The 24,582-nt window shown below is 38.6% G+C and carries 24 protein-coding genes and 1 riboswitch (1 of these 25 running past the window's edge); of the genes, 14 read left to right on the top strand and 10 right to left on the bottom strand.

The features are described from left to right. Nucleotides 1–1,262 carry the 3' portion of a carboxypeptidase M32 gene (locus tag MHH44_RS01610; protein ID WP_340797606.1) on the top strand. It extends 226 nt beyond the left edge of the window, so the window shows 1,262 of its 1,488 coding nt (coding positions 227–1,488); its start codon lies off the left edge, out of view; it ends in the stop codon at nt 1,260–1,262. A gap of 421 nt (nt 1,263–1,683) precedes the next feature. Here MHH44_RS01610 and MHH44_RS01605 read toward each other — a convergent pair whose 3' ends face one another. Beyond that, complete coding sequence (locus MHH44_RS01605; RefSeq protein WP_340797605.1) at nt 1,684–2,298, bottom strand: NUDIX hydrolase; 615 nt, start codon at nt 2,296–2,298, stop codon at nt 1,684–1,686. Nucleotides 2,299–2,437: 139 nt separating this feature from the next. On the opposite strand from MHH44_RS01605, the gene MHH44_RS01600 reads away from it, so the two are divergent. Genes MHH44_RS01600 through MHH44_RS01590 form a run of 3 tightly spaced genes read left to right on the top strand, consistent with a single transcriptional unit; the run spans nt 2,438 to nt 4,943 of the window. Continuing rightward, nucleotides 2,438–3,415: an ABC transporter substrate-binding protein gene (locus MHH44_RS01600; RefSeq protein ID WP_340797604.1), complete on the top strand. Its 978-nt coding sequence runs from the start codon at nt 2,438–2,440 to the stop codon at nt 3,413–3,415. Next, a complete protein-coding gene (locus tag MHH44_RS01595) occupies nt 3,416–4,159 on the top strand; it encodes an ABC transporter ATP-binding protein (protein WP_008407538.1) in 744 nt (247 codons plus the stop codon). It abuts the gene before it with no gap. Next, nucleotides 4,149–4,943, top strand: coding sequence for an ABC transporter permease (locus MHH44_RS01590; protein ID WP_008407537.1), 795 nt, complete (start codon nt 4,149–4,151; stop codon nt 4,941–4,943). Before MHH44_RS01595 ends, MHH44_RS01590 begins: the two co-directional genes overlap by 11 nt. A 150-nt stretch (nt 4,944–5,093) precedes the next feature. Here the strand turns inward: MHH44_RS01590 and MHH44_RS01585 are convergent, their stop codons facing one another. Further along, nucleotides 5,094–6,224 (bottom strand): DUF418 domain-containing protein, encoded by a 1,131-nt coding sequence (locus MHH44_RS01585; RefSeq protein ID WP_340797603.1) that lies wholly within the window; start codon nt 6,222–6,224, stop codon nt 5,094–5,096. Between the two features lie 312 nt (nt 6,225–6,536). On the opposite strand from MHH44_RS01585, the gene MHH44_RS01580 reads away from it, so the two are divergent. Then, nucleotides 6,537–7,121, top strand: a complete 585-nt coding sequence (locus MHH44_RS01580; protein WP_340797602.1) for a helix-turn-helix domain-containing protein — start codon at nt 6,537–6,539, stop codon at nt 7,119–7,121. Nucleotides 7,122–7,190: 69 nt separating this feature from the next. On the opposite strand, the gene dacB is transcribed toward MHH44_RS01580, so the two are convergent. After that, entirely contained in the window at nt 7,191–8,585 is a 1,395-nt protein-coding gene (dacB, locus tag MHH44_RS01575) for a D-alanyl-D-alanine carboxypeptidase/D-alanyl-D-alanine endopeptidase (RefSeq protein ID WP_340797601.1), read from the bottom strand. A 320-nt stretch (nt 8,586–8,905) separates the two neighbouring features. Then, entirely contained in the window at nt 8,906–9,643 is a 738-nt protein-coding gene (locus tag MHH44_RS01570; RefSeq protein ID WP_014825004.1) for an SDR family NAD(P)-dependent oxidoreductase, read from the bottom strand. 199 nt (nt 9,644–9,842) lie between these two features. On the opposite strand from MHH44_RS01570, the gene MHH44_RS01565 reads away from it, so the two are divergent. Then, the gene (locus MHH44_RS01565; protein ID WP_340797600.1) at nt 9,843–10,445 is read left to right on the top strand and encodes a TetR/AcrR family transcriptional regulator; all 603 of its coding nucleotides are present in this window, start codon (nt 9,843–9,845) and stop codon (nt 10,443–10,445) included. A gap of 104 nt (nt 10,446–10,549) precedes the next feature. Here MHH44_RS01565 and MHH44_RS01560 read toward each other — a convergent pair whose 3' ends face one another. The 3 genes from MHH44_RS01560 to MHH44_RS01550 all read right to left on the bottom strand — a co-directional run bounded on the left by MHH44_RS01560 (nt 10,550) and on the right by MHH44_RS01550 (nt 14,288). After that, nucleotides 10,550–11,500 carry a sensor domain-containing diguanylate cyclase gene (locus MHH44_RS01560; protein ID WP_340797599.1) on the bottom strand — a complete coding sequence of 317 codons (951 nt, stop codon included), beginning with the start codon at nt 11,498–11,500 and terminating at the stop codon, nt 10,550–10,552. A 214-nt stretch (nt 11,501–11,714) separates the two neighbouring features. Next, on the bottom strand, nt 11,715–13,130 hold the full coding sequence (locus MHH44_RS01555) for a purine-cytosine permease family protein (RefSeq protein ID WP_340797598.1): 1,416 nt from the start codon (nt 13,128–13,130) through the stop codon (nt 11,715–11,717). A 540-nt stretch (nt 13,131–13,670) separates the two neighbouring features. After that, nucleotides 13,671–14,288 carry a LysE/ArgO family amino acid transporter gene (locus tag MHH44_RS01550; protein WP_340797597.1) on the bottom strand — a complete coding sequence of 206 codons (618 nt, stop codon included), beginning with the start codon at nt 14,286–14,288 and terminating at the stop codon, nt 13,671–13,673. A 269-nt stretch (nt 14,289–14,557) separates the two neighbouring features. Here MHH44_RS01550 and crcB point away from each other — a divergent pair, with 269 nt between their 5' ends. The 8 genes from crcB (at nt 14,558) to MHH44_RS01510 (ending at nt 21,993) form a co-directional block, all read left to right on the top strand. Then, nucleotides 14,558–14,950, top strand: coding sequence for a fluoride efflux transporter CrcB (gene crcB / locus MHH44_RS01545; protein ID WP_008407516.1), 393 nt, complete (start codon nt 14,558–14,560; stop codon nt 14,948–14,950). Then, a complete protein-coding gene (locus MHH44_RS01540) occupies nt 14,947–15,309 on the top strand; it encodes a fluoride efflux transporter FluC (protein WP_340797596.1) in 363 nt (120 codons plus the stop codon). The genes crcB and MHH44_RS01540 overlap by 4 nt, the downstream gene beginning before the upstream one ends. Nucleotides 15,310–15,413: 104 nt before the next feature. Next, on the top strand, nt 15,414–15,866 hold the full coding sequence (locus MHH44_RS01535; protein WP_008407513.1) for a general stress protein: 453 nt from the start codon (nt 15,414–15,416) through the stop codon (nt 15,864–15,866). A gap of 143 nt (nt 15,867–16,009) precedes the next feature. Beyond that, nucleotides 16,010–16,456, top strand: a complete 447-nt coding sequence (locus tag MHH44_RS01530; protein ID WP_008407510.1) for a general stress protein — start codon at nt 16,010–16,012, stop codon at nt 16,454–16,456. Between the two features lie 385 nt (nt 16,457–16,841). Further along, nucleotides 16,842–18,791 carry a methyl-accepting chemotaxis protein gene (locus MHH44_RS01525; RefSeq protein WP_008407508.1) on the top strand — a complete coding sequence of 650 codons (1,950 nt, stop codon included), beginning with the start codon at nt 16,842–16,844 and terminating at the stop codon, nt 18,789–18,791. A 227-nt stretch (nt 18,792–19,018) separates the two neighbouring features. Next, nucleotides 19,019–19,861: an aldo/keto reductase gene (locus MHH44_RS01520; protein WP_340797595.1), complete on the top strand. Its 843-nt coding sequence runs from the start codon at nt 19,019–19,021 to the stop codon at nt 19,859–19,861. Nucleotides 19,862–19,976: 115 nt separating this feature from the next. Further along, nucleotides 19,977–20,076, top strand: a riboswitch (purine riboswitch). 54 nt (nt 20,077–20,130) lie between these two features. Continuing rightward, on the top strand, nt 20,131–21,318 hold the full coding sequence (locus MHH44_RS01515) for an MFS transporter (RefSeq protein ID WP_340797594.1): 1,188 nt from the start codon (nt 20,131–20,133) through the stop codon (nt 21,316–21,318). A 129-nt stretch (nt 21,319–21,447) separates the two neighbouring features. Beyond that, complete coding sequence (locus MHH44_RS01510) at nt 21,448–21,993, top strand: GNAT family N-acetyltransferase (protein WP_340797593.1); 546 nt, start codon at nt 21,448–21,450, stop codon at nt 21,991–21,993. Nucleotides 21,994–22,099: 106 nt separating this feature from the next. Here MHH44_RS01510 and MHH44_RS01505 read toward each other — a convergent pair whose 3' ends face one another. From MHH44_RS01505 to MHH44_RS01495, 3 genes are all read right to left on the bottom strand, one after another. Continuing rightward, complete coding sequence (locus MHH44_RS01505; protein WP_340797592.1) at nt 22,100–22,825, bottom strand: 3-ketoacyl-ACP reductase; 726 nt, start codon at nt 22,823–22,825, stop codon at nt 22,100–22,102. 95 nt (nt 22,826–22,920) lie between these two features. Further along, nucleotides 22,921–23,406 (bottom strand): glycosyl-4,4'-diaponeurosporenoate acyltransferase CrtO family protein, encoded by a 486-nt coding sequence (locus MHH44_RS01500; protein WP_008407501.1) that lies wholly within the window; start codon nt 23,404–23,406, stop codon nt 22,921–22,923. Between the two features lie 12 nt (nt 23,407–23,418). Further along, entirely contained in the window at nt 23,419–24,537 is a 1,119-nt protein-coding gene (locus MHH44_RS01495; RefSeq protein ID WP_340797591.1) for a glycosyltransferase, read from the bottom strand. Between the last annotated feature and the right edge of the window lie 45 nt (nt 24,538–24,582).

The raw sequence follows: 24,582 nt of genomic DNA, 5'->3' as shown, positions 1-24,582 counted from the left end.
GTCTTTATGAAGAAGTTAAGAAAGAATATGACGAGTCCAAGAAAATACCGGCTGAGGAATTTAAAGCTTACACCATTTTAAAAGCAAAATCAGAAGCTGCTTGGGAAGATGCAAAAGGAAAATCGGATTTCCAGATTTTCTTACCGTACTTAAAAGAAGTAATCGATTATCAAAAGCGGTTTGTACAGTATTGGGGAATTAAAAATGGTTCGGCCTATAATACATTATTAGATAAATACGAACCGAATATGACGACAGACATGCTTGACGAGTTATTCGGTGAGCTGAAGGCAACAATCGTTCCTTTAGTTAAGGCAATTGGTGATTCAAAAAACAAACCGGACACTTCTCTATTATTTAAACACTTCCCGAACAGTGGACAACATGCCGCTTCATTAGAATTATTGAAACAGCTTGGGTATGACTTTGAAGCAGGACGCTTGGATGAAACGGTCCATCCGTTCATGATCGGTTTAAACAGCGGAGATATCCGGATTACAACAAAGTATGATGAAAAAGATTTCCGATCGGCTGTTTTTGGTACGATTCACGAATGCGGGCATGCTTTATATGAGCAAAATATCGATGCCTCATTAAACGGCTTACCATTATCTACAGGTGCCTCGATGGGAATCCATGAATCCCAATCATTATTTTATGAAAACATTATCGGTCGGAATGAAAGCTTTTGGAAACATCATTACGCCATTTTACAAAAGCATTCCCCTGAACAATTCGGGAATGTCCCGGTCGATGCATTTTTAAAGGCGATTAATTTCTCGGAGCCTTCGTTAATACGTATAGAGGCAGACGAACTTACGTATCCGCTTCATATAATGATCCGCTATGAAATTGAGTGTGAGATTTTCAATGGCGATTTGCAGGCGGAAGATTTACCGCGCGTTTGGAATGAAAAATACGAAGAATATTTAGGAATTCGTCCACAAAATGATGCGGAGGGTGTACTGCAGGATATGCATTGGAGTGATGGAAGCTTTGGCTATTTCCCAAGCTATGCGCTAGGATTCATGTATGCGGCGCAATGGAAGCATGCAATGGATCAAGACATTCCGAACTTCGATGAGTTATGCGAACGCGGCGAATTGGCACCTATTAAAGATTGGCTGACTGATAAAGTACATCAATATGGTGCATTGAAAAAGCCTAACGAGTTAATTTCAGAGGGTACCGGAGAAGCACTTTCAGCAAAATATTTGGCAGATTATTTAGAAAATAAATACTCGCAACTTTATAATCTGTAGTTTTTTAGCAAGCCTTTTCTTACAAAGGTTTGCTTTTTTTATATAAAAACACTCGCTACATTAAAAATGCAGCGAGTAATCACAGAATTATGAAAATATTTTTTGCAACAGTTGATAACCTAAACCTTTAAATGCAATATCTAAAGCTGCAGCAATTACAATCGCTACAACAACTCCTATATACAACATCTTTTTCCCTTTCATAAATGCCTCCTGATTCTTCCCTTATAATGAGTCCCTGATCTTTATATTGCTCCACTCCAGCTATCTATGGTTCTTCTTCATCTACGCGTCAACTTTAGGACAATACATTGATTTTACCATAGGATTTGCATATTTTCCCTCCTCCTCAAAACTATTAATAATCTAAGTAAAACAAAGGAAAAGACGTCTCCCCGGTAGTAGGAAGACGACAAATTTTTTATTTTAATTTTTCTATAAAATGCTTTAATAAACGTGCAGTTAAACCCCATATTGTGTAGTTTCCATATTCATAAAACCATTCTTCCATCCGGCTTGAGCGCCACTCGTAATTTTCGCCATTCGCAATTTTATCGTACGGGAAATCAATCGGAGGCTTCGGTTCTACCGGAACATAATGCACATACGGTTCATGTGTCAACAGCCAGTCTAAAGGGACCGTAAACAGCTCTTCTACTTCATCCTTATTAAATGTATCCAGTTCCGACTGCTCGATAATTCCGATGAATGGATAGACAACAAAAGCTGGTGATATAACGAAAGGACTGAGATTGCCTATTAGTTCAATTGACTGTTGATCAATTCCGAGCTCTTCATGCGTTTCTCGAAGCGCTGCAGCGAGCGGCGATTCATCTGTCTCGTCGATTTTCCCGCCCGGAAAGCTAATATCGCCAGGTTGTTTGCGCATCGTAAAAGCACGCACCTCAAACAAAATATGCCACGCGCCCTGTTTTTTCACAAGCGGGATAAGCACGGCCGATCGGAATGCAGTCTCTTCCCCTAAAAACAAAGGCTGCGGTTTTGCAAGCTGTCCTTTCAGATGATTTATATCCATAACATTCTCCACCTTACTAAATAGTTATCTTTATCGTACCATGACCGACTTCTATGGTGAAATGGAAATGTGGAAGTAACACCTCTCACCCCTTTACTGCATACGATACTACAACACTATTAAAGAAAAGGATGACCAAATGAAATGGCTTAGAATTGCCCTTTTCGTTGGGCTTTTATTGTTGTTGGTCGGCTGTGGTCAGAAGGATTTGCAGGAAGTAAAAGTTGGTGAAGTAACCCGTTCCATTTTCTACGCACCTCTTTATGCAGCGATTGAAGAAGGATTTTTTGAGGATGAAGGTTTATCGATCCAACTATCCACTATACCTGGTGGAGATAAAACGATGACCGCGCTTTTATCGGACGGGATTGATATTGCGTTAATTGGAGCTGAAACATCGGTTTATGTATCTGGGCAAAATCCGAACGATAAAGTAATTAACTTTGCACAACTTACGCAAACAGATGGAACATTTTTAGTCGCACGTGACCAGAATGTCGACTTTAGCTGGGATGCTTTAAAAGACAGCACATTTTTAGGTCAGCGTGTTGGAGGTATGCCGCAAATGGCCGGCGAATTTGTATTGAAAAAACAAGGGATCGATCCACAAAATGATTTAACATTGATTCAAAATATTGATTTTGCCAATATTGCGAACGCCTTTGCTTCAGGTACAGGTGACTATGTACAACTTTTCGAACCGACTGCAAGCATTTTTGAACAGCAAGGCATCGGAAAAATCGTCGCTTCATTCGGCGAAGAGCTTGGCGCCATTCCATATACGGTATTTATGGCGAAAGAAAGTACATTCTCGGAAAAAGAAATGATGGATAGCTTTACGAAAGCTCTTTATAAAGCACAAAAATGGGTGTACGAAGCATCAAGCACTGATGTGGCAAAAGCGATTGCCCCTTACTTTGAAGATACAGACCAAAAAATTATTGAGCAGGTTGTGACGCGTTACCGTGATCAGGAATCTTATGCAAAAGATCCGATTATCGATGAAGACGAATTCCAAAATCTACTTGATGTAATGACCGAAGCAGGCGTACTGGAGTTTGAGCCAGCTTACAAAGATTTAGTAAACCGGTCATTTGCCGATGCGGTTGTGAAGTAAATGACTTATTTGGAAGTAAAACAGGTTACCCATCATTTCTTTAAAGAACAGCAAGTGGCAACAGCTCTTGAAGATGTGAATTTCACAGTTGCTTCAGGAGAATTCGTTTCCTTTTTAGGCCCGAGTGGCTGCGGGAAATCCACATTACTTTCTTTGCTGGCAGGCTTATTGAAACCGACGACCGGTTCGATTAATTTTGCTGAGCCCGATGTTGAAATCGGCTATATGCTTCAACAGGATTTCTTGTTCCCATGGAAAACAATTGAGGATAATGTCGCACTCGGTTTGACACTGCAAAAAAGGAAAAACCGTGAAATCATTGACGAACTGCTCGAACAATTTGAATTGGCCCATACGAAAAAACTTTACCCAACGCAGCTTTCCGGGGGTATGCGCCAACGTATCGCCCTTGCCCGAACACTTGCCGTAAAACCAACATTACTTTTACTTGATGAACCGTTTTCTGCGCTCGATTTTCGTTCCAAACTGTCCCTTGAAAACTTTGTATCGAATACATTGAAGCAGTTTTCAACGACGACCATTTTGGTGACGCATGATATTAGCGAAGCCATTGCGATGAGTGATAAGGTATTTATCTTTAGCCCTCGTCCGGGATCGATTGTGAAAAGCTTCATCATCCCACAGGAAATTCGCGAACTGACACCATTCGAAGCAAGAAATGCCCCTGCTTTCCAAGTACTATTCCAGGAAATATGGAAGGAGCTTGATTCGGATGAATATTGAACAGTTGCAGCAGCAATATAACGAAAAGCGGCGACGTGAAAAACGAAAAATTTTCTCTTTCCAACTAATGCTCCTTGTCGGTCTTCTTCTATTTTGGGAAATTACGACCCATTTCCGTATATTGGACCCGCTGATTTTCAGCAGCCCACGCGCAGTGGGAAGCCTGTTTATTACAAAAATAACGGATGGCAGTTTATTCCCTCATATTGCGATTACGATGTTTGAAACCGTTGTCGGCTTTATATTAGGAACCCTTTTTGGAACATTGCTTGCAATCTCGCTATGGTCCTCCAAAACATTTGCCAATGTGATGGACCCCTATCTTGTCGTATTGAATGCAATGCCTAAAGTCGCAATTGGACCGATGATTCTCGTGGTTTTCGGACCGAATATGCTCGCAGTTCTCGTAATGGGTGTGCTCATTTCGGTTATTATTTCGACCATCGTTATTTTTTCCGCATTTCAGCAAGTAAACGAAAACTATATTAAAGTCATGCAGCTTTTCAGGGCATCCAAATATGAAACATTCCGGCATGTTATTCTTCCTGCCTCTACCCCGACGATTATTTCTACTTTAAAGGTAAACGTCGGCTTATCATGGGTTGGGGTTATTGTCGGGGAATTTTTAGTATCATCAAGCGGCCTCGGTTATCTAATTATTTCCGGGTTCCAAGTATTTAACTTTACGTTAGTATTCTTGGCGCTTCTCATCATTATTGTATTGGCAACGATTATGTATAAAGGCGTTGAACTGATTGAACGAAAGGTATTGGAAAAGCAGTGATTAGTGAGTTGAAAAAGTCGCCAGGGCAAATTGAAAAACATCCATTTTTCCTCTGTGGGGAGAAAAGTGGATGTTTTTGTACTTTTTAAAGAGGTTGCGGGCTAAAAGAAAAAAAGTTCTTCTTGTTGACCTGGCGTGCTCCTGCTTCTATTAACTACGACCCTGCCTCAAATAAACAAATTTACGCAGTAACCATTCGACCGGTCCAATTGAAAAGCGTTTTGTATAAATTCCTGAAATATAAAGCTGCACGATGTACACTACGATTGCCAACAGTAATCCAACCGCTACACCTAGCTTTCCAAATAGGCCAAATCCATATCCGTAGAAAATTGATGTAAATATAATAGATTGCATTAAATAATTGGTTAGTGATAAACGTCCCATACTGACAAATGCTTGTGCAAGCTTCGTTTCATCCTTCGCTAAATAAATTAGCGTAAATAAAGCAATATAGCCAATCGCCAGTAAATATGTTCCCGTACCATAAATCAATTTTCCTGCAAAATGATCCCAATATAAGAATGACTTACACACTAAGCCTAGTGGAACAAGCAACGCTAAACGTTTTAAAAGCTTTGTTCTTAGCCTAATATGTGTAAAGAAATCCTTCTTCGCTGCTGCCATCCCCAACAACACAAAAGGACCAATTGTGAAAAAGGCCAACAACACAATAAAAACAAGTGCAATTGGTAATCCGATTAAGAAGAAGATTAATGGAACCTCTTCTGTTAAACCGATCCGTTGTTGCACAACTTCCCAATAGGTTCCATTCGCTAAAACGGCCGTTGATTCTTCTAATCCAGCAAGCAACAACACATCCGTTTTCAATATTAAAAGCGGGATCATCAGCACTGCTAATACAGACGCCCAAATAAGCAAAGTTTTCACCTTGCGCTTAATGAACGATATGATAATGATAAGACCTGCACCATATGTCAATAAAATATCGCCGTCCCATACAAATGTAATATGTAAGCTTCCTAAAATTATTAACCCTATCACCCTGCGCCATAAAGGACCGGGCGTCTTCAAGTCTCGATTTTCCAACGCACGTACAAATAAAATAATTCCGTATCCAAATAAAAATCCAAAAATCGGATAAAACGATGCCTCTATAAATATTTTTGTGAAATAAAATGCCACATTATCCCACCATGTTGTAGGCTCAATTGTATTTATCGTTATATCTCCATATTGGAAATACAGCATATTCGCAATCAAGATACCCAGTAAAGAAAATCCTCTCAATGCATCCAATGCTTCAATTCTGTTCTTCATCTTACACCTCCTAATAATTTCTACGGATTGAGGTCAAGGAAGTTTCAAAATTACTTGCTTAGTATAGTAATAAATTTGTATTGCCCTTTAGCTGGCTTATTTCCAATTAATTTTCTGCTGTAAAAGCTATTTGGCACTCCATCATGAATAAGAGATTTTTAATAATCACTACGTAAATAAGGTTTCTTTATTATTTATTTTATATTCGGTACTAAGAATTCAGCTGTTGGTCGTTCACATCCCAACTCTACGCTCCGTTTGTTGCGAATCAGCTTCAATCCTTTTATGCTAAATACAGTAGGAGGGAAACGAATGGATAATGAAAAAATTGGCCAATTAATTTATACATTGCGTAAGGGAAAAGAGATGACACAAAAACAAGTAGCAGATGCACTGTTTTTATCAGACCGCACCATTTCAAAATGGGAAAGAGGGATCGGATGTCCTGACATTACACTTCTCCCTCAGCTCGCTGCCCTCTTCGATATTCCAATAGAAAATTTACTGACAGGTGAAATAAATCAAAACGATTTCGTAGGAGGCAATATGAAAAATTCAAGCTATTATGTATGTTCAAGCTGTTCGAATATCGGTTTAGCAACAGGAAATTTTACCGTTTCGTGCTGCGGACGGAAATTAGAGCCGTTAACTGCTGTAAAAGCTACGGACGAACAAAAACTAAATGTAGAAGAAATCGATATGCAATGGTCCATTTCTGCAGACCACCCAATGACGAAAGACCATTACGTATCATTTATCGCACTGGCAACAGGGGATCAGATTCAATTGTACAAGCAGTTCCCTGAATGGGCTTTGCAGGCAACAGTCCCGCGTAAAAAACACGGGAAACTAATTTGGTTCGATACACGTGACGGATTATTTTATCAGTATATTTAATTCTTTATAAACAGTCTCCAACTATTAGTCAGCAGCTAATAATTGAGACTGTTTCTTTGCGCTCAATGGTTATACTACCTGAATAATTGCCTTCAACCCTTCATCCAAAAACGGAATTCCCTCTTCCCTGCCTTCAAGCATAATCGAGAAAATATAATCTCTCCCGCTTTTTCCCGTTACATAGCCTGACAATGTATTCACTTCATGGATATAGCCTGTTTTGGCGAAAATTTGCTGTTGCAGTTCCGGCTCTAAAAAGCGGTCTTTTAACGTCCCGCCAACCAGTCTGTTTGTATTTCCTCCGACAGGCAAGGATTCGAAAAAGTTCTCGAAATACGGTTCTTTTTGCAGCTTACACAATAGCTCGGATATACCATTTGAGTGCAGACGGTTATGATGAGACAGGCCAGAACCATCAGCGAATTGCCATGTCGCAAAATCGATACGCAGCTTTTCCAAATAAGCTCGCACTACTTTTAGGCCATGCACGTAATCGCCTATTCCATGCTTTTGTTTCCCCATCGTTTTCAGGAAAATATCGGCGATGCTGTTATTGCTTAGTTTCATAAATATAGAAAACATCTCTGCAATTGGACGAGACTCGTGCGTGTGGATTAGCTTGGCATGCTTTGGCGTCGTGCCGCTTGCAATGGTATCTTCCTGTTCAAAGCGGATGCCTGCATCTTTGCATAGTTCTTTGAAAAACAGCAATGTGTTTTTTGTAGGATCCTGGTGGGACACCCATACTTTCGCCGTTTCTCCTTCTGGTAGTTCACCGGTAATCACGATATGATTTGTATTATTAATTCGGCGGATTTCTAATGTATTTTCAGCATTTTTATCTACTGTTTTCCCTTCATTAGAAATTAGCAGACCACTTAAATGCGGGATGACATTAAACATCGGCTTTTCCCCGATATTCCCCGAAGCTGCCTCGACGATAATTGTGCTCGCATCAAAATCATCATTCGGTGACATCGTAATAGGCGAAATACGTGCACCGTAATAATGCGTCTCCCCTTCATCATCAACACCAGGAGGCAATGTTTCACCCGAAAAATATGTATCATCCCCGATTAACTTACCTTTCACATGTCGGATGCCGTATTCCCGCAAAACTTTTACAAAATGCTTAAGTGTCGCTTCATTTATTGTCGGATCACCGTAACCCTTCACGTAAATATCCCCGTTTAACGTGTGGTCCTCAACATTTCCGTCGATAAAAATTTCTGTTTTAAATCGGTAGTCCAGTCCAAGCTCCGAAATTGCAGCTGCCCCTGTAAGAATTTTCATGTTGGATGCAGGACGCATTAAATGCTCCCCTCGATATGTATACAGAATCTCTCCAGAAGTTTTGTCCCGCAGCGTAAAAGTTGCCTTGTCCTTCCCTAAAATTGTCTCCACTACCTGTTCCAATTTCGTGATTGTATCGCTATTTAAGTTCTTCTCTTGAATCTCCTCCATACTCTGCCCCCTAAATTGTTAGAATTTACTGTAAATTTATTCTAACAGAAATATTTATTTACGGTTAGCACGAATTGAAGTAGGCGAGATTTTCTAATATAAATGAAAATGTTCTAATATATTTTTATTTGTTCTAATAAAACTGTGATGTTCTAAAAAATCATTCCAATGTTCTAAAAAGTGTTCGCTTTGTTCTAATATTCCTTTAGCATTTGCTAATATCGACAACACTTTTTCTAATATCCCGCTTAACTTTTCTAATAAAAACAGCCCACACAAAAAACGCACTTCCAAATTGAAAGTGCGCTTTGAATCAAAAATTATTGGGCTGTATATCCACCATCAACTGTTAAGCTGTTGCCAGTCATGAATGAAGAATCGTCACTTGCCATAAATAATACAGCTTTTGCCATTTCTTCTGCTTGTCCAAGACGTTTCATTGGTGTCATTGAAGCTAATGCCTGTTTGCTTTCTTCCGGAATAATCGGTGTGTCAATGAAGCCTGGGCATAGTGAGTTCACACGAATATTTTGCTCTGCATATTCAAGTGCAAGTGAGCGTGTTAAGTTAATAACCCCACCTTTTGCTGCATTGTATGCTGCCGATCCTGGTGAACCAACCCAGCCGTACATAGAAGCGGTATTGATGATTGACCCTCCGCCAGATTTCAGCATTTCACGGATAGCTTCACGTGCTACCAAGAATACACCATCCAAGTCTACATTAACTGTGTTGCGCCATTCAGCATATTCCAATTCATGTGAAGGGAAAACACGGCCGATGCCGGCATTGTTAAATACGACATCCACTTTTCCAAATGCTTCAATTGTTTGTTTGAATATATTTGCTACTTCTTCTTCACTTGTAATATTTGCTTTAACAAATACTGCGTCCGCGTTAAGTGCTTTCAATTCTGCTTCGAAAGCTTTACCTTTTTCTTCATTTAAATCAACTAATACGACTTTAGCACCTTCAGAGACAAATAATTTTGCTGTAGCTGCACCAATACCTGACGCACCACCAGTGATGACTGCTACTTTACCTTGTAATTTTCCCATCTTTTATTCCTCCTATATAATGAGTCATCGAAAACATACATATTTAAGTTAAATTGAACAGAAATAGCAGAAATATGCGCATTTTCTTTACACTTCAATTTTAACAATTCCAATAAATACATCAATCATTAGAATATTGTAAAATGTATAATAAGTAGACACTTACTATTATTTTGTCTTTTTACATGGAGGGAATGTAGTGGAAAATGATACATCCAAAAGAAAAAACCGAACAAAAGAACATTTAAAGTTGGCGTTAATTGACCTTATCAAAAAGAAAGGCTACCATGCGATTTCCGTAAAGGATATTGTCGATCATGCTTCTTACAATCGCAGTACATTTTATGTACATTACCAGGATAAATTACAATTGGCAGAGGATCTACTTGAAACAATGCTTGCGGGATTAGAAGAATCTGTAGGAAAACCGTATTCTCCTGGTCAAAAAGTATATACGACAAAACTAAGCGAACCCTCTTTTAATATTATTTCTTACATTTATGATAACCGAAATTTCTTTGAACTGATTAAATACGATGATACATTAACAGGCTTACATACAAAATTTCCTCAAACGATATTAAAAATATACGGGGAGCAGTTTATATTTCAAACAATCAATAATATCCCGGTAAATATGGATTACTTTAAACGATATACTGCATACGGATTTTACGGACTTATTCAAAATTGGATTAACAGCAATTTCAAAGAATCCAAAGAAGAGTTTATTGAAGAAGTCATTGCTTTATCCCAAACACATATTTATTCACTGGAGTTTGTGGGAAAACAAAAGAAATAACGGTATTCATGAGCTTTAACATATGTGTCTTTACCCAAAAATAAAAACTAACCCTATTGCAAGGTTAGTTTAAAAATATTAGATGTTTATCGAATATATAACGCTTATCTGCTTCCGATTAACATCTTTTTTATTTTTTTGTTTTTATACATTTTCTGATCGGCTTTATTAAATAATTGTCTCATTACGCCATATGAAGAAGGTGAATACTCATAGCCGATTGAAACTCGAATAGGAGAGAACGGTAAGCTATTAGAAATTCCATTCATTTCCGAGTGTACTTTTTCGATATATTGTTCAACTTCTAAAGCACACTTATCCGGAATAATAACTGCGAATTCATCTCCGCCAATTCTCGCAACAATCATTTCTTTATCGGCATATTTGTTTAAACAATCGGCTGCTGCAATAATTAACCGGTCCCCCATTTGATGGCCATATTGATCATTAATTTCTTTCAAGTCATCTAAGTCTGCGATAATAACAGTTATAGGGATCACCATTTCATTAAATTCATTCTTTTTCAATTGGAAATACTCTCGATTATATAAACCTGTTAATCCATCATGAGTCGATTTGTATTCCAATTGTTCCTGTAAAATATGTTGACTATGTATATTTCTGAAAACACCTTGTACCGCTATAACTTTCCCGTCTTTATAAACAGGAGTGGCATATTCTTCAAAACATATATACTGTCCTAAATGGTTTTGAAACCTTACCGTTATCGGTTTATCAAAGTTAAGAGTTCCCAATTGCTTCTTCCTTAAAATATCGAGGTCATCTGGGTGAACAATTCCGAAAATTTTGTCCGGATTTTTCAAATGTTTTTCCAGCGAATTTGGCCCTAAAATACTGTCTAAATTCGGACTTAAATAAAGATACTTTAGTTTCGGGTATACTTCACAGTAATATACTATATCCCTGATGCCCTCAGTCGTTTCAATCATTGGTTTAAATAAGTCTATTTTTCGTTGCAACTTCGCCTTTTCATTGTGCAGACGTATACATAATACGATGAGGCAGATTAATATACCTCCTACAACAATACCCATAAAAATGACCCGCTTTCAAATTAACTCTCCACTATCTTACATAGTATTATTTTACTATAATTTCAAATGGGTTGTATATATTAAACTCCCTAATAACAAGTACTTTTTGGTATTTTTTTGTAGAGGAGATTATTATAATCCACCATTAATTTTCTCATTACCCTCAACAAAAAGCCGCACTTCCATCGAAATGGTAAGTGCGGCTCTAAATTTTTTAAGCAATCCAGTCCTCTTTCGGAATATCCTCTGCTTCTTTCCTAATATAGTATCGCCCTTTTGTCGTCAACCCTAAAATGACAGTCAGAACTGCTGCCATCAGCGCTGCGAAAAAGGCGGCAGTATTTTGCAGGAATGTGCCCATATATCCGAGTGCTGCAATTGTGCCGATTATAGTTGGAACAATCAATGCAATGACACCAACCGGATTCCATTTAAACAGGTTTTCCTGTCTGGATTCATAATAACGCGGACCGATTTTCAGCCATTTTTTGAGAACGAGCGCTTCCGTTACGAGAATGGCTGCCCAGCTCATCAGTGCTACACCTTGGAAAGTCATCGCAATTTGAAGATGATCGACAATACCTCCAAGCATTAAAATCATGGCAATAACACCACCTACTACAACCCAAAAACGGCGTCCCGGTTTAAAGCCAAACATGTTTTCAAAAAAGTTTGAGAGGGAAAGTGAGCTGCTGTAAATATTCGTTATATTAATACGAACTTGTGTCAGTACCGTAAATACGACACCACCAAGCCCTAACAATGTCACGATATAAACGCCGGGATTTGCTTCGGCAAATTTTACACCGAACCAAATGCCAAGGCCGCCCATTACACCAAAACAGAAGATTTGCGGAATAAATCCGATAGCAATTGAACCGATTTTCAAGTCTTTCGGTTTTAGGAAACGTGCGTAATCCGAAGCAATTAAAGCTGTAAGTCCCATTATACCGTGTTGCATTCCGATACATAACAGTAATGCCGTACCGCCTATTTGAACACCTTCAGGCATATAGGTCCAGAAATTTCCGGAGTTAATTGATGGGGTATTAAAAGCAATAACAATGGCTGTAATAAGAAACATTCCAAAAATAGGCAATGACCATTTTTGAAGTTTGTCCAATTGTTTAATGCCAAACCAGTTTAACGGAATTACTAAGGAACCAAAGATTACAATTAAAAGCCAGATCGGAATCGCCGGAAAAAATGCATGAACTGCAGCGACTAAAATCATACCTTCAAATGCACAGTACATAATAAAATTTGATGCGTAAATTAATGAGGTTAATGAGGCTCCGATATAACCGAATCCTCCGCGGGATAATAAGTTGACGTTCATGCCGGACTTAGCCGATAAATAAACAATGATGCTTCCAAGGATACCTGCAACAATGATTGCATAGCCAGCAGAGATGAGCGCATTGACTGCTCCGAACTGTAGTGCCATCACACTGCCCATTTGGAAATAGAAAATGGCAGTTGCTATACCAAACGTTATATTAGTAATACTTAACCAGCCCATTTTGCGTTCTTCGCGCGGAACTCGGTCAAACGTATAGTCACTAGTTGCTTCTTGACGAGAAAAGTCTTGTTCTCTTAATTTCTGATCTGCAGTAATCTCAGATCTCATTCAATCAAATCCTTTCTGTACTTATACTTCTTTTGTTTCAAAGGAACTTTTATTAGAGGTGGGTGGATCTTTTTAAGGGAAAGGTCGGTTACGGTAAATCATCTGCAATTGATCCCTCAATTCAGAAACAAAAAAAGAAATGATTTTTTACCGCGCAGATAGTTGTGAGCGTAAGTTAAATAGCTCCATTAGATATTTTAACATAATTTAAAGCAATTATTTGCTATCTCACCCCAAGTCATTCTTTAGGGCTACAATAAACCCACTCTTTTCCAAGTAATAAAAAAGCTCGAAAAACATAAAATGCTGTTGTTTTCCGAGTTATTTAACAGGTAGGTATGGCTAATATGACCATCTGTTTCTTTTACATATTTTTTACAATCACCGCAAATGGTTATTTAGCAAATAAATTATTTCGGGCGGTTTCCCTCTCCACTTTACTTCGTAATCTCTCCGGTAAATTTTCAAATTATACCCACTCTTTAAAGTCTTAATTTTCATAAGCGACTTTTTTAGTTCTGCCTTTCTATAACAACCTCATTAGAACAGTGAATAAAACTGATAGCCCATATATAGTGCCATTATCCAAATAATTATGGCAGATATCTTATTAAGGGAATTTAAGAATTTCCCGTTTCCGTCAATTTGTCCAATCTTTCTCCCGACAATGGCAAGTGACAGAAACCAAATCCACGACACAACTATACAGGCCAATGTAAACATCCATTTCTCATAACCTGTATAAGCTAATGAACTTGTTCCTATTACCCCGATTGTATCCAAAATAGCATGGGGGTTAAGTAGCGACACTGATGCAGCAAACGTAATTTGACGTCGCGCTGAAAAACCTTTTTCTTCTCGGTGTGCATTTACTGATGGATTGTCCTTCCATATTACCCATCCCATATATGCCAAGAAAAAGAACCCTGCTAAAAAAAGCGATATTTTCAACCATTCAAAACTAAAAACAATTACCGATACCCCCGCTACTGCCAAATAAATTAAAATCGTATCACAGACGCCTGCTGTTACTATTGCAGGCAATGATTTCGTAAATTTCCGGTGTGTTGCACCTTGATTAAATATAAATACATTTTGAACACCCAGTGGCAAAATTAAGCCAAATGCCAATAAAATTCCATGAATTAATGGTTGCACGTTTATTCCCCCGTTTCCATTATTTAAGAATACCGATGAAGGAACAATTTGTCTCCATCCAATTAACAGATTCGGCATACACAGGGAACTTATATAAACAGATGCTCCTACTGTAAATTAAGAGCATCTTGACTTACCATTAATTGATAAACTAATGTAGTAAATAGAACATGATAGGCGTGATTCGCCCTTAACCGCCTATAGATGAATGACTCCTGTCAGTTTAATGAACTGGTAGGAGTCTGTTTTATTTAAGGAGGTTATTGAATATGCCAATGATTTTAATAGGTATCGGTGGTGCTATTGGAGCCGTATTACGATATAGCATTTCCCTGCTTTTGATAACAAACGAGACAGCTGCCTTCCCTTTTGCGACGGTTGCAGTGAATTTAGCAGGCTGCTTTCTTTTAGGGTTGCTCTCTTCCGGTTTCGAACAGAAGATAACAGCAAATCCTAACTATTTATCTGCATTAAAAACAGGTTTAATCGGCTCGTTTACGACCTTTTCCACATTTAGTGTCGAAGTGATCCAGCTGCTGCAGCATCACTCTTATTTTTTTGCCATTCTCTATATTTTCATTAGTGCCATCTTCGGTTTCCTTTTTGTTGCTCTTGGTATGAAAGCCGGTAGAAGCCTTTGGGAAAGGAAGGAACCAGTATGATGAATTTCTTGTTAGTTGCCGTTGGTGGATTTTTCGGGGCAATTTTGCGTGCTGTTATTTCTAAGCTGCTCAATCATACATACCGATTTGTTCATTTCGGTACTTTTGCGGTAAATATGCTCGGTTCTTTTACATTGGGAATTTTAGTTAATATGCATCTCCATACAACTGCAAACCTGATTCTATGTATTGGATTTTTAGGTGCCTTTACTACATTCTCAACTTTCAAATTGGAAAGTCTTACACTTGTTCATGCAAAACAATGGAAGCAATTTTTACTCTATTCTATACTCACATATTCGGTCGGTCTTTCCTTTGCTTTTGCCGGCTTTTGGATGGCAAAGGTATATTTATCTTAATGTTTCCCCTCCCCATCTGGATCCGTTTCAACGTGTCATGTTTACAATCAAATGACACGGGTAAATTTACATTGTGCAACATTTAGATGAGGAGGATGATAGAAATGGTAAAACATATTGTGGGGTATTATGATACAGAATCAGAGGCAATTGATGCAATCGAGGATCTGAAACGACAAGGTTACCGTACTGAAGATATTTCAGTTATCAGTAAAAGCCGATCAGATGTTGATACAATTACCGATGAAACAGGTGCAAACGTTGCAGAAGGTGCTGTCACAGGCGCAGCTGCGGGAGGTGCTTTAGGCGGAATTGGCGGCGTACTTGCAGGTCTTGGCGCATTGGTAATTCCAGGTATCGGTCCAATCGTGGGAGCTGGTCCAATAGTTGCCGGAATTACAGGGGCTGCAGCTGGTGCAGGTGTCGGCGGCTTGACGGGAGCTCTTATCGGAATGGGGATTCCAGAAGATGAAGCGAACCGTTACAATGAACAATTTGAATCAGGTAAAATTTTAATTATGGTAGATGAAAATTCACGCGGTACAACACTTTTATAATAGAGCAGCAAAAAGTCATTCCTGATTTATCAGAATGGCTTTTTTTCGTTATGCTTTCCCCCTTCCCTGTTTCCTCATGTTTACAAATATTCCTCAAGGGTAAATTTTAGTATGTGAAAAGAGAATTTGAGAGGATGAGGGAAATGGTAAAACATGTCGTAGGATATTATGATACAGAAGCAGAAGCTATTGAAGCAGTTGAAGACTTAAAGCAACAAGGATACAGTGCACAGGATATTTCAATCATCAGTAAAAACGTATCGGATGTAGATGCAATTTCCAATGAAACCGGCGCAAATGCTATGGAAGGTGCCATTACAGGTGTAGCTGCTGGCGGCGCATTAGGCGGACTTGGCGGAGTTATTGTCGGACTTGGTGCACTTGCAATTCCAGGCATCGGCCCTGTTGTTGCAGCGGGACCAATCGCTGCCGGATTAACCGGATTAGCTACCGGTGTAATGGTCGGTGGAATCGTCGGTGCTTTAGTCGGTATGGGAATTCCGGAAGACGAGGCAGAGCGCTACAACGAGCAATTTGAAGCAGGCAAGATTTTAATAATGGTGGCAGAAGATAAACGTGGAATCGAATAATAAAAATATACCTGGAACAATATTTATTTGATTTTAATATAGAAAACTTAATGAGGCTGGGACGTAATTGTTTCGGTTAAGACCAAAAGGGAAATTGCACTATGCAATTTCCCTTTTGGTCTTATAATTTCGGAAAATCCGATAAAGAGTTGACCCACCACCAAATATCCCCTTAAATAATCCATTTTCGATATCGTTCGTTATCAACCTTCGATTTTTCATCAACCGAAAATTGCTTGAAACTATAACCCTTCTACATAGTTTTATAATTCGGAATCTTATTAATAAAATATATATTGCAATATTTATCTAATAGTAATAAAGTATTATCGATATACATTGATTTCTATACTATTATCCTAAACAGAAAAGGAATGTTATAATTTTGAACTTTTTTACTAAGTGGTCCATTAAATTTCGACTTGTTTTTGCATTTGCAATAGTACTCTTAATACCAACCTTAACTGTATCTTTTTTTTCATATAACAATACAGAAAACCTGATTTTTGAAGAGCATGAGTCAACTGCTGAACAAAATTTAAATTTATTAAATTCAAAGATTACTGAAACAATTCAGCCAAAGCTTCAGCAAATGTCATACTTTTCATCCTATATTTCACAAGATACTCTGGAAAATGATAATAAAATTAATTCACTATTCGATGAATACCTCGCACTTCACCCAGAAATCAACATAGCCTATGTAGGGACAGCTGATGGTCAAATGCTACGTCGCCCCGCACATCAATACGAAGCGGGCTACGATCCACGGGAACGTCCATGGTATATACAGGCAATTGAAGCAAAGGGAGAAGTAATTATTACCGATCCTTACATTGCAACAAGTTCCGGTACTCTTGTTGTAACGATTGCACAACAATTAGCGGACAAGTCAGGCGTTATCGGGATTGATTTGGCGATTCAAAAATTAGCTGAGATTAATGATTCAGTAGTGATTGGCGAGAAAGGCTTCACCATGCTTTTGGATAGCAAAAACAATTTTATGGCAGCACCTGATATTGAAATCGGTTCAGCAGCCGGGGAGTCAATCAGTAATAATATTAATGAAAACAATGGTGTTATTAAAGATGATCAAACCAAAACTTTCTACGTTAAAAATGAACAAACAGGATGGACCGTGCTTGCGAAAACATTTGATAGCGAAGCAGAGGCAGTTGCAAATAAAAACTTGCTTAATGATTTAACAGTTGTCTTTATTGCCTTTATTATCGCAGCAGTTTTCGTCTATTTGATTATCCGGTCAATTAATGGACCACTTCAGGAATTATCTAAAAAGGCAACCCTTATTAGTGAAGGTGACTTATCCGTAAAAGTAAATATAAATTCCCAAGATGAAATTGGACATTTAGGAAAAGTATTTAATACAATGCGCGAGAACTTAAGTACTCTAATACAACAAGGGTTGCATAGTGCGGAAGGTGTTCGAGAAGCCGCCTCCTCATTGAAAGAAAGTACAAATTTAACAATCGAGGCGACGGAGCAATCCGCACACGCAGTACAAGAAGTAGCCATCAGCACTGACGAGCAACTAAAAGGTAATGAACAAAACGCACAATCAATGAATCAATTAGCTCAAAATATTATTGAAATTGCAAATCGTTCACACGAGGTCACTTCTCTATCGACTAATGCAATCGGTACAGTAAACGAAGGAAATATCGTCGTTCAAAACACAGTGAATCAAATGAATTCAATCGATGATTCGGTTTCACAATCAGATGAAAAAATTCGCGCATTATCAAAGCGTATTGATGAAATCGGAAGTATTGTAGATGTTATTAATAATATTGCAAACCAAACAAATTTATTAGCGCTGAACGCGGCCATTGAAGCTGCTCGTGCGGGGGAGCATGGAAAAGGCTTTGCCGTTGTCGCACAGGAAGTTCGTCTGCTTGCAGAGAACTCACAGCAATCAACAGAGCAAATCAATCTATTAATTAAAGGAATTCAGGAAGACACGGCAAATTCCGTTGTATTGATGAACCATGCGAAGACAGATGTTCAGCAGGGTATACAGCTGACAAACGAGACAGCCGGGAAATTCCAGCAAATCTTAGAGGCACTGCAAACTATCGCCCCTAAAGTGGATGATGTTACAGCAACTTCGCAGGAAATGGCGGCTTCTGTCGAACAAACTTCCACTACAGCAACTTCATTAGTGACCCATGCACAAACGACTGCTGCTGCGGCTGAAGAAGTGGCGGCTACAACGGAGGAAATCCATGCTTCTATGGAAGAAATGGGTGCCTCTGCTCATGCTTTAAATCAGATGGCCGATCACTTACAGCAAGTAATGCACAAGTTTAAAATATAAATAATACACGGGCTGTCAATTAGAATTGCGCCACGGACCTTATACAAAATGAAAAGCATCAATTTTCTTTATCAGAAAATTGATGCTTTTCTGCTTGCGGGAATTGAATTTATCAGCTCTTCGTTTTACTTCTATTTAATATATCACCCTTTGAATTTCATGGTATATTATTGAAGTTACACATTCAGATTATCATTACGGTTATTTATTTAAATGGAGGTTTGAAAATGCTCAAAAATCTACAAGATACAACAACTTTGAATAACGGTGTTCAAATGCCTTGGCTAGGGCTCGGTACATATTTGGTAGAGGAAGGTCCAGAACTGTTAAACGCGGTGAAGTTTGCGATTAAGCACGGTTACCGCAGTATCGATACAGCTGCCGTTTATCAAAATGAAGAGGGCGTCGGCGAAGCAATCCGTGAAGCAATGAAAGAAACCGGCATCTCAAGAAAAGAACTATTCATCACTTCTAAAGTGTGGAATACAGATTTAGGCTATGAAGAAACGCTTGCGGCGTACGAAACAAGCTTAAAGAAGTTAGGTCTTGAATATTTGGACTTGTACCTGATTCACTGGGCTGTTGTAGATAAATACAAAGATGCATGGCGTGCGATGGAGACACTTTATACAGAAGGTAAAGTAAAAGCGATTGGCGTTTGTAACTTCCAGGTTCATCATTTAGAAGACTTGATGAAAGATGCGGAAATCAAACCGGTGATCAACCAGGTGGAATACCACCCTCGCTTAGCTCAATCGGAAGTAAAAGATTTCTGTGAAAACAACGACATTCAGTTCGAGGCATGGTCTCCGTTAATGCAGGCAAAATTATTGGACAACCCTCTACTAAACGAATTGGCTGCCAAATATAATAAAACTGTTTCTCAAGTCATTCTAAGATGGGATCTGCAAAACGGTGTTGTAACGATTCCAAAATCAACGAAGGAACATCGCATTGTAGAAAATGCCGATATTTTTGATTTTGAACTGACTAATGAAGATATGGAACTGATTAATGGCCTTAACCAAGATTTGCGTATCGGGCCGGATCCGGATCACTTCAGCTTTTAATTAAACACTTCATTCAGCAAGCTGTCCTTGTCTCTTATTACGAGGACAGCTTTTTTTACTAAAAAACACATACTTGAAATTTTTTTCGAAAACGAGTAAACTATCAAAGTGCTCATTTAACCAAGTTAATAGTAACTGTATAACCTCAAGAATATGGCTTGAGGGTCTCTACCAGGAACCATAAAATCCTGATTACAGAAAATGATTTTTTTCATTTTTTGTAATCAGGATTTTTTTTATTTTTTATAAGAAAGGAAGTAAGACAAAATATGAATTTCAAAGTTTTAATACTCGCATTATCAACAGTTGCTGTCGGGTTGGTGGAACTGATCGTTGGAGGCATTCTCCCAATCATTGCAACTGATATGAATATTTCAATAAGCACTGCCGGACAACTGATTACCGTATTTGCCCTTATTTATGCAATCGCCGGTCCTGTGTTATTAGTTTTAACGAGCAAAGTTGAACGAAAAAAGTTATATCTTATTTCGTTGTTTATTTTCTTCATCAGTAATATCATGATGTATTTCAGTGTGACATTCACATTTATGATGGTTGCCCGTATTTTAAGTGCAATGAGTACATCACTGATTACCGTGCTTTCGTTAATCCTGGCTGCAAAAGTAGTTTCACCGGCGCATCGTGCGAAGGCACTTGGTTTCATTTATATGGGAATTAGTTCTTCCCTTGTATTAGGGGTACCACTTGGCATTTTAATTTCCGATTACTTCGGATGGCGTGTAATTTTCCTAGGCATTGCAATTTTATCGGTAGGCTCATTTATTCTCATTTCAATCTTTTTAGAGAAGGTACCAGGAGAAATGACCATTCCACTTTCGCAACAATTAAAGGCAGTTGCCAGTTCCAAAATCGGCAGCGCTCATCTTGCAACGATGTTTATGCTAGCTGGACACTATACGATGTACGCGTACTTCACACCATTTTTGGAAACAGAACTAAGTCTGAATTCCAGCTGGATCAGTCTCTGCTATTTATTATTCGGGATTGCTGCAGTAAGCGGCGGCGCATTTGGCGGAACGCTTTCGGATAAAATTGGCGCACCTAAGAGTATTATTTTCGTTATTATTTCATTTGCAGTCGTATTATTCATACTGCCATTCACGACCTTCTCTCTTATCATCTTCATACCGATTATGATGATTTGGGGAGCGCTAAGCTGGAGTTTATCACCACCACAGCAAAGCTACTTGATTCAGACAGATCCTGCTACTTCCGATATTCAGCAAAGCTTTAATAATTCGGCTTTACAGATCGGTATTTCGATGGGATCAGCGTTTGGCGGAATCGTAATCACTCAAACAGACACGATTTCACATGCAGCTTGGTATGGCGGTGCACTTGTACTTGTTGCGTTAGCATGCGCAGTCTTTTCTTTAACGAGAAAAACAAATGGAAGAGAAGAAAAAATTTCCACTGCTCATCAATCGAATCTGTAAGGTTAAAGGCAACATCCGGTTGAATACCGGATGTTGCTTTTTCTCTTTATAGTTAAAAAATGTATATTATGTTATGATAAGCAAGCCTATAACACTCTCGGATAAAAGTCATATTATTGGAGAAAACAAATGGAAAACCTAAATTTATTACTAGAAAAAAACAGTCATCTGGAAAGCGAGCGTCTTTTTTTACGTCCGATTTCTATTGAGGATACTGAAGATATGTACGAATATACTGCGGATGAGGAAACGACGAAATTTCTTTATCATGCACACAAAGATCTGGAACAAACGAAGAAGATGATTGAAAATTATTTTATGAAAGAACCTGCCGGGAAGTATGCGATTGTATTAAAAGAAAGCAATAAAATGATCGGTGCAATCGAGTTCCGTGTACATGAATGGAATAAAAGCGGGGAACTCGGCTTTACATTAAACCGCAGCTTCTGGGGAAAAGGCTATATAACAGAAGCAAGCAAAGTAATATTGGACTTAGCCTTCAATACACTCAGCTTAGAACGTGTATTTGCTGAATCACACGTTCAAAATGCGGCCTCCGCTAAAGTTATGCAACGTTTAGGGATGACCCATGAAGGAACGATGCGAAAAAATCATATAATTAAAGGTACTCTCGTAGATAGTGTTTATTACTCTATATTAAAAGAGGAATTCTAATCGCTTTTACACCCTAAAATAGAATTATTAAAAAAAGCCCTTCAGTCTGCAGCAAACAGAATGAAGGGCTTTTTCATATTCAACAGTTATGAAAACCGGTCCAAGATTAGAATGGATTTGTATTCATTAATGTCGCGTTTTTAATGTACATGCGATTGTTCAGCTTTAATTGAGCAATAATATAATCCGCAATATCTTCAGGGTGCATATATTGATCTCTTTTTTCATCAGGCACTAAGTTCAGTGCATCCGCCAAATCTGTTGCAATCGTACTTGGCGCTAATGCTGTTACGCGAATATTGTTACGGCGCACTTCTGCAGCAAGTGACTCGGTTAAGCCGATGACACCGAATTTAGAAGCACTGTATGCACTTGATGTTGCCGCACCGTTTAAACCGTTTGTTGATGAAATATTAATAACATCACCCGCGTTTTTCTCGATTAATTGCGGTACAATTGTGTGCGATACATAAAAAGTACCCATTACGTTGATGTCGACAATTTCTTTAAATTCTGCCGGATCCATGTCCACGAGCTTTTCAAATTTCCCGACACCTGCATTGTTAACTAAAATATCCGTTAACCCCAACTTTTCTTTTAGATGGGTAGCAGCCTTCTGTACTTGTTCTAAATTCGAAACATCCGCCACTGCATAAGCAGCTTTAACGCCATGGCTTTCAATTTCTTTCGCTACTTGCTGTAGTGCCTCTTCCGAACGTGCAATGATCCCTACGTTCACACCCTCTTTTGCTAATGCTACCGCTACCGCTTTACCGATTCCGCGTGCAGCACCTGTTACAACCGCTACTTTACCTTGTAATGACTGACCCAATTTTATCGTCTCCTTCAAACATTATTTCAATAAAATTTTAACATAGTGAACTTCCATACGTCTTATTTTGCGATTGGACGATATAGATATACTTTTTAATTGCTACGATTAGATAAACCTACAATAGACTCAATTCGTCCTCTGTTATAACGTTGCGTCATAATAAATGGGACGTTGGCGAAGAGTGCATAGGCGATGTTAATCCAGCCTGCCCAAACAGGATTCCATATGAAAAAAAGGGGCGCTGGCAAAATTAGCAGCCAATGCGTTATCTCCGCTCTTTTTGTTTCAGCTGCAAAAATCTTTAAATCTTCCCGCTTTGTACCGTGCAAATGGCTTTTATTATAACTTTTCTTTGCAATCGAAGACCCATCAATTAAGTGCCTTTTCCATTTCTTCACTAAAAATAACCGGTTCCATATCTTCCCGTTTTCCTCCCACTCTGCAATACGGAGAAATACAACATCCTTCAAAAAATAGCGTAAAGGAATTTTGAAACAGAGCGCTGAAATCGAAAAATGAAGAACAAGCCATACCATTATATTAACAATGAGAAGCCAAATTGCATTTATGACTGTCATACCTCTCTCCTATTACACTTTGATTTTTCTGCCTTTCCACATGACCGAATGTAAAACATGTGTGCGATATAATGAATATAAAAATACGGCTGTAAAAAATAAAACAAAAAAAGGATAGAACAAGAACATCATGAGATGAAAATTCCCTGCTCTTCTCGCCAGAAAATACACATGCCCTCCGTATAATAAGTAGACAATAATTCCGCATAAGAGCGCCACAGAAGATTCCGTCAAAAAAGCGAGAATTGTTGCCGACACTGCCATTATGACACCAAAAATCCAAAGCTGAATGAGCATCATAACAAATCTATGAGTAGACTGTGAAGCTGTTGCCAGATTTTTTGTCCAGCCTTCCAATAATTGTTTCGTTCCCTCTTCATACATACGCATATTAATAATCCCTCTGCCGGCATAATTGGTTACCGGTAAGTCTTTAGCTAAAAAAACATCACTCAGTGCAAAGTCATCCATAATCGACTCTTCCGCTGCCTCATGCCCCCCTGTTGAAATATAGCTCTCCTTATCACAAAGGATACATGGTCCAAATGATCCTGCCGTTGCAAACTTTCCTTTCCAAACGGTAAATACATTCATTCCTGTCAGCACAATAATATTAAATATTACGGATAAATTTTCGTAACATTTTAAAATCCGGTGATACGGTTGAATGGATAAGATCCCTTTTCCTTCTTGCTTACTGAAGCTATTCATCATGCGCTCAAGGCTGTCCTCATCGGCAAGCTGAACATCCGCATCTAAAAACAGCAGCCATTCTCCTTTTGCAGATTGTGCCCCGTACGCACAAGCATTGGATTTACCTGGGCTCATTCCGCCTACTTGTTTACTATTTAATACCTTCGCTCCGTATGACAATGCAACTTCAGCAGTATGATCCGAGGAACCATCATCGACTACAATTATTTCAAAACGCTTCCAACTTTGCTGTTGGAGTGATTTTAACAATGGCGGCAACCGAAGCGCTTCATTTCTGGCTGGTATGATGATCGACAATGCAGGTAATGGCTGATTCCCCTCTTTTGCTGGTGGTTTTCTTGTAGACCAAAACATCAGCACACCACATAATAAACCGAGTAAGGATAGTATTTGCACAACCAAATACAAAGTTTCCATTGATCATGTTCCTTCCATTTGCTTTTGTCTAATAGCTAATACGCT

The organism is Solibacillus sp. FSL K6-1126 (assembly GCF_038003445.1).
GTDB lineage: Bacteria > Bacillota > Bacilli > Bacillales_A > Planococcaceae > Solibacillus > Solibacillus silvestris.
This window is presented reverse-complemented; position numbering and strand designations above follow the sequence as displayed.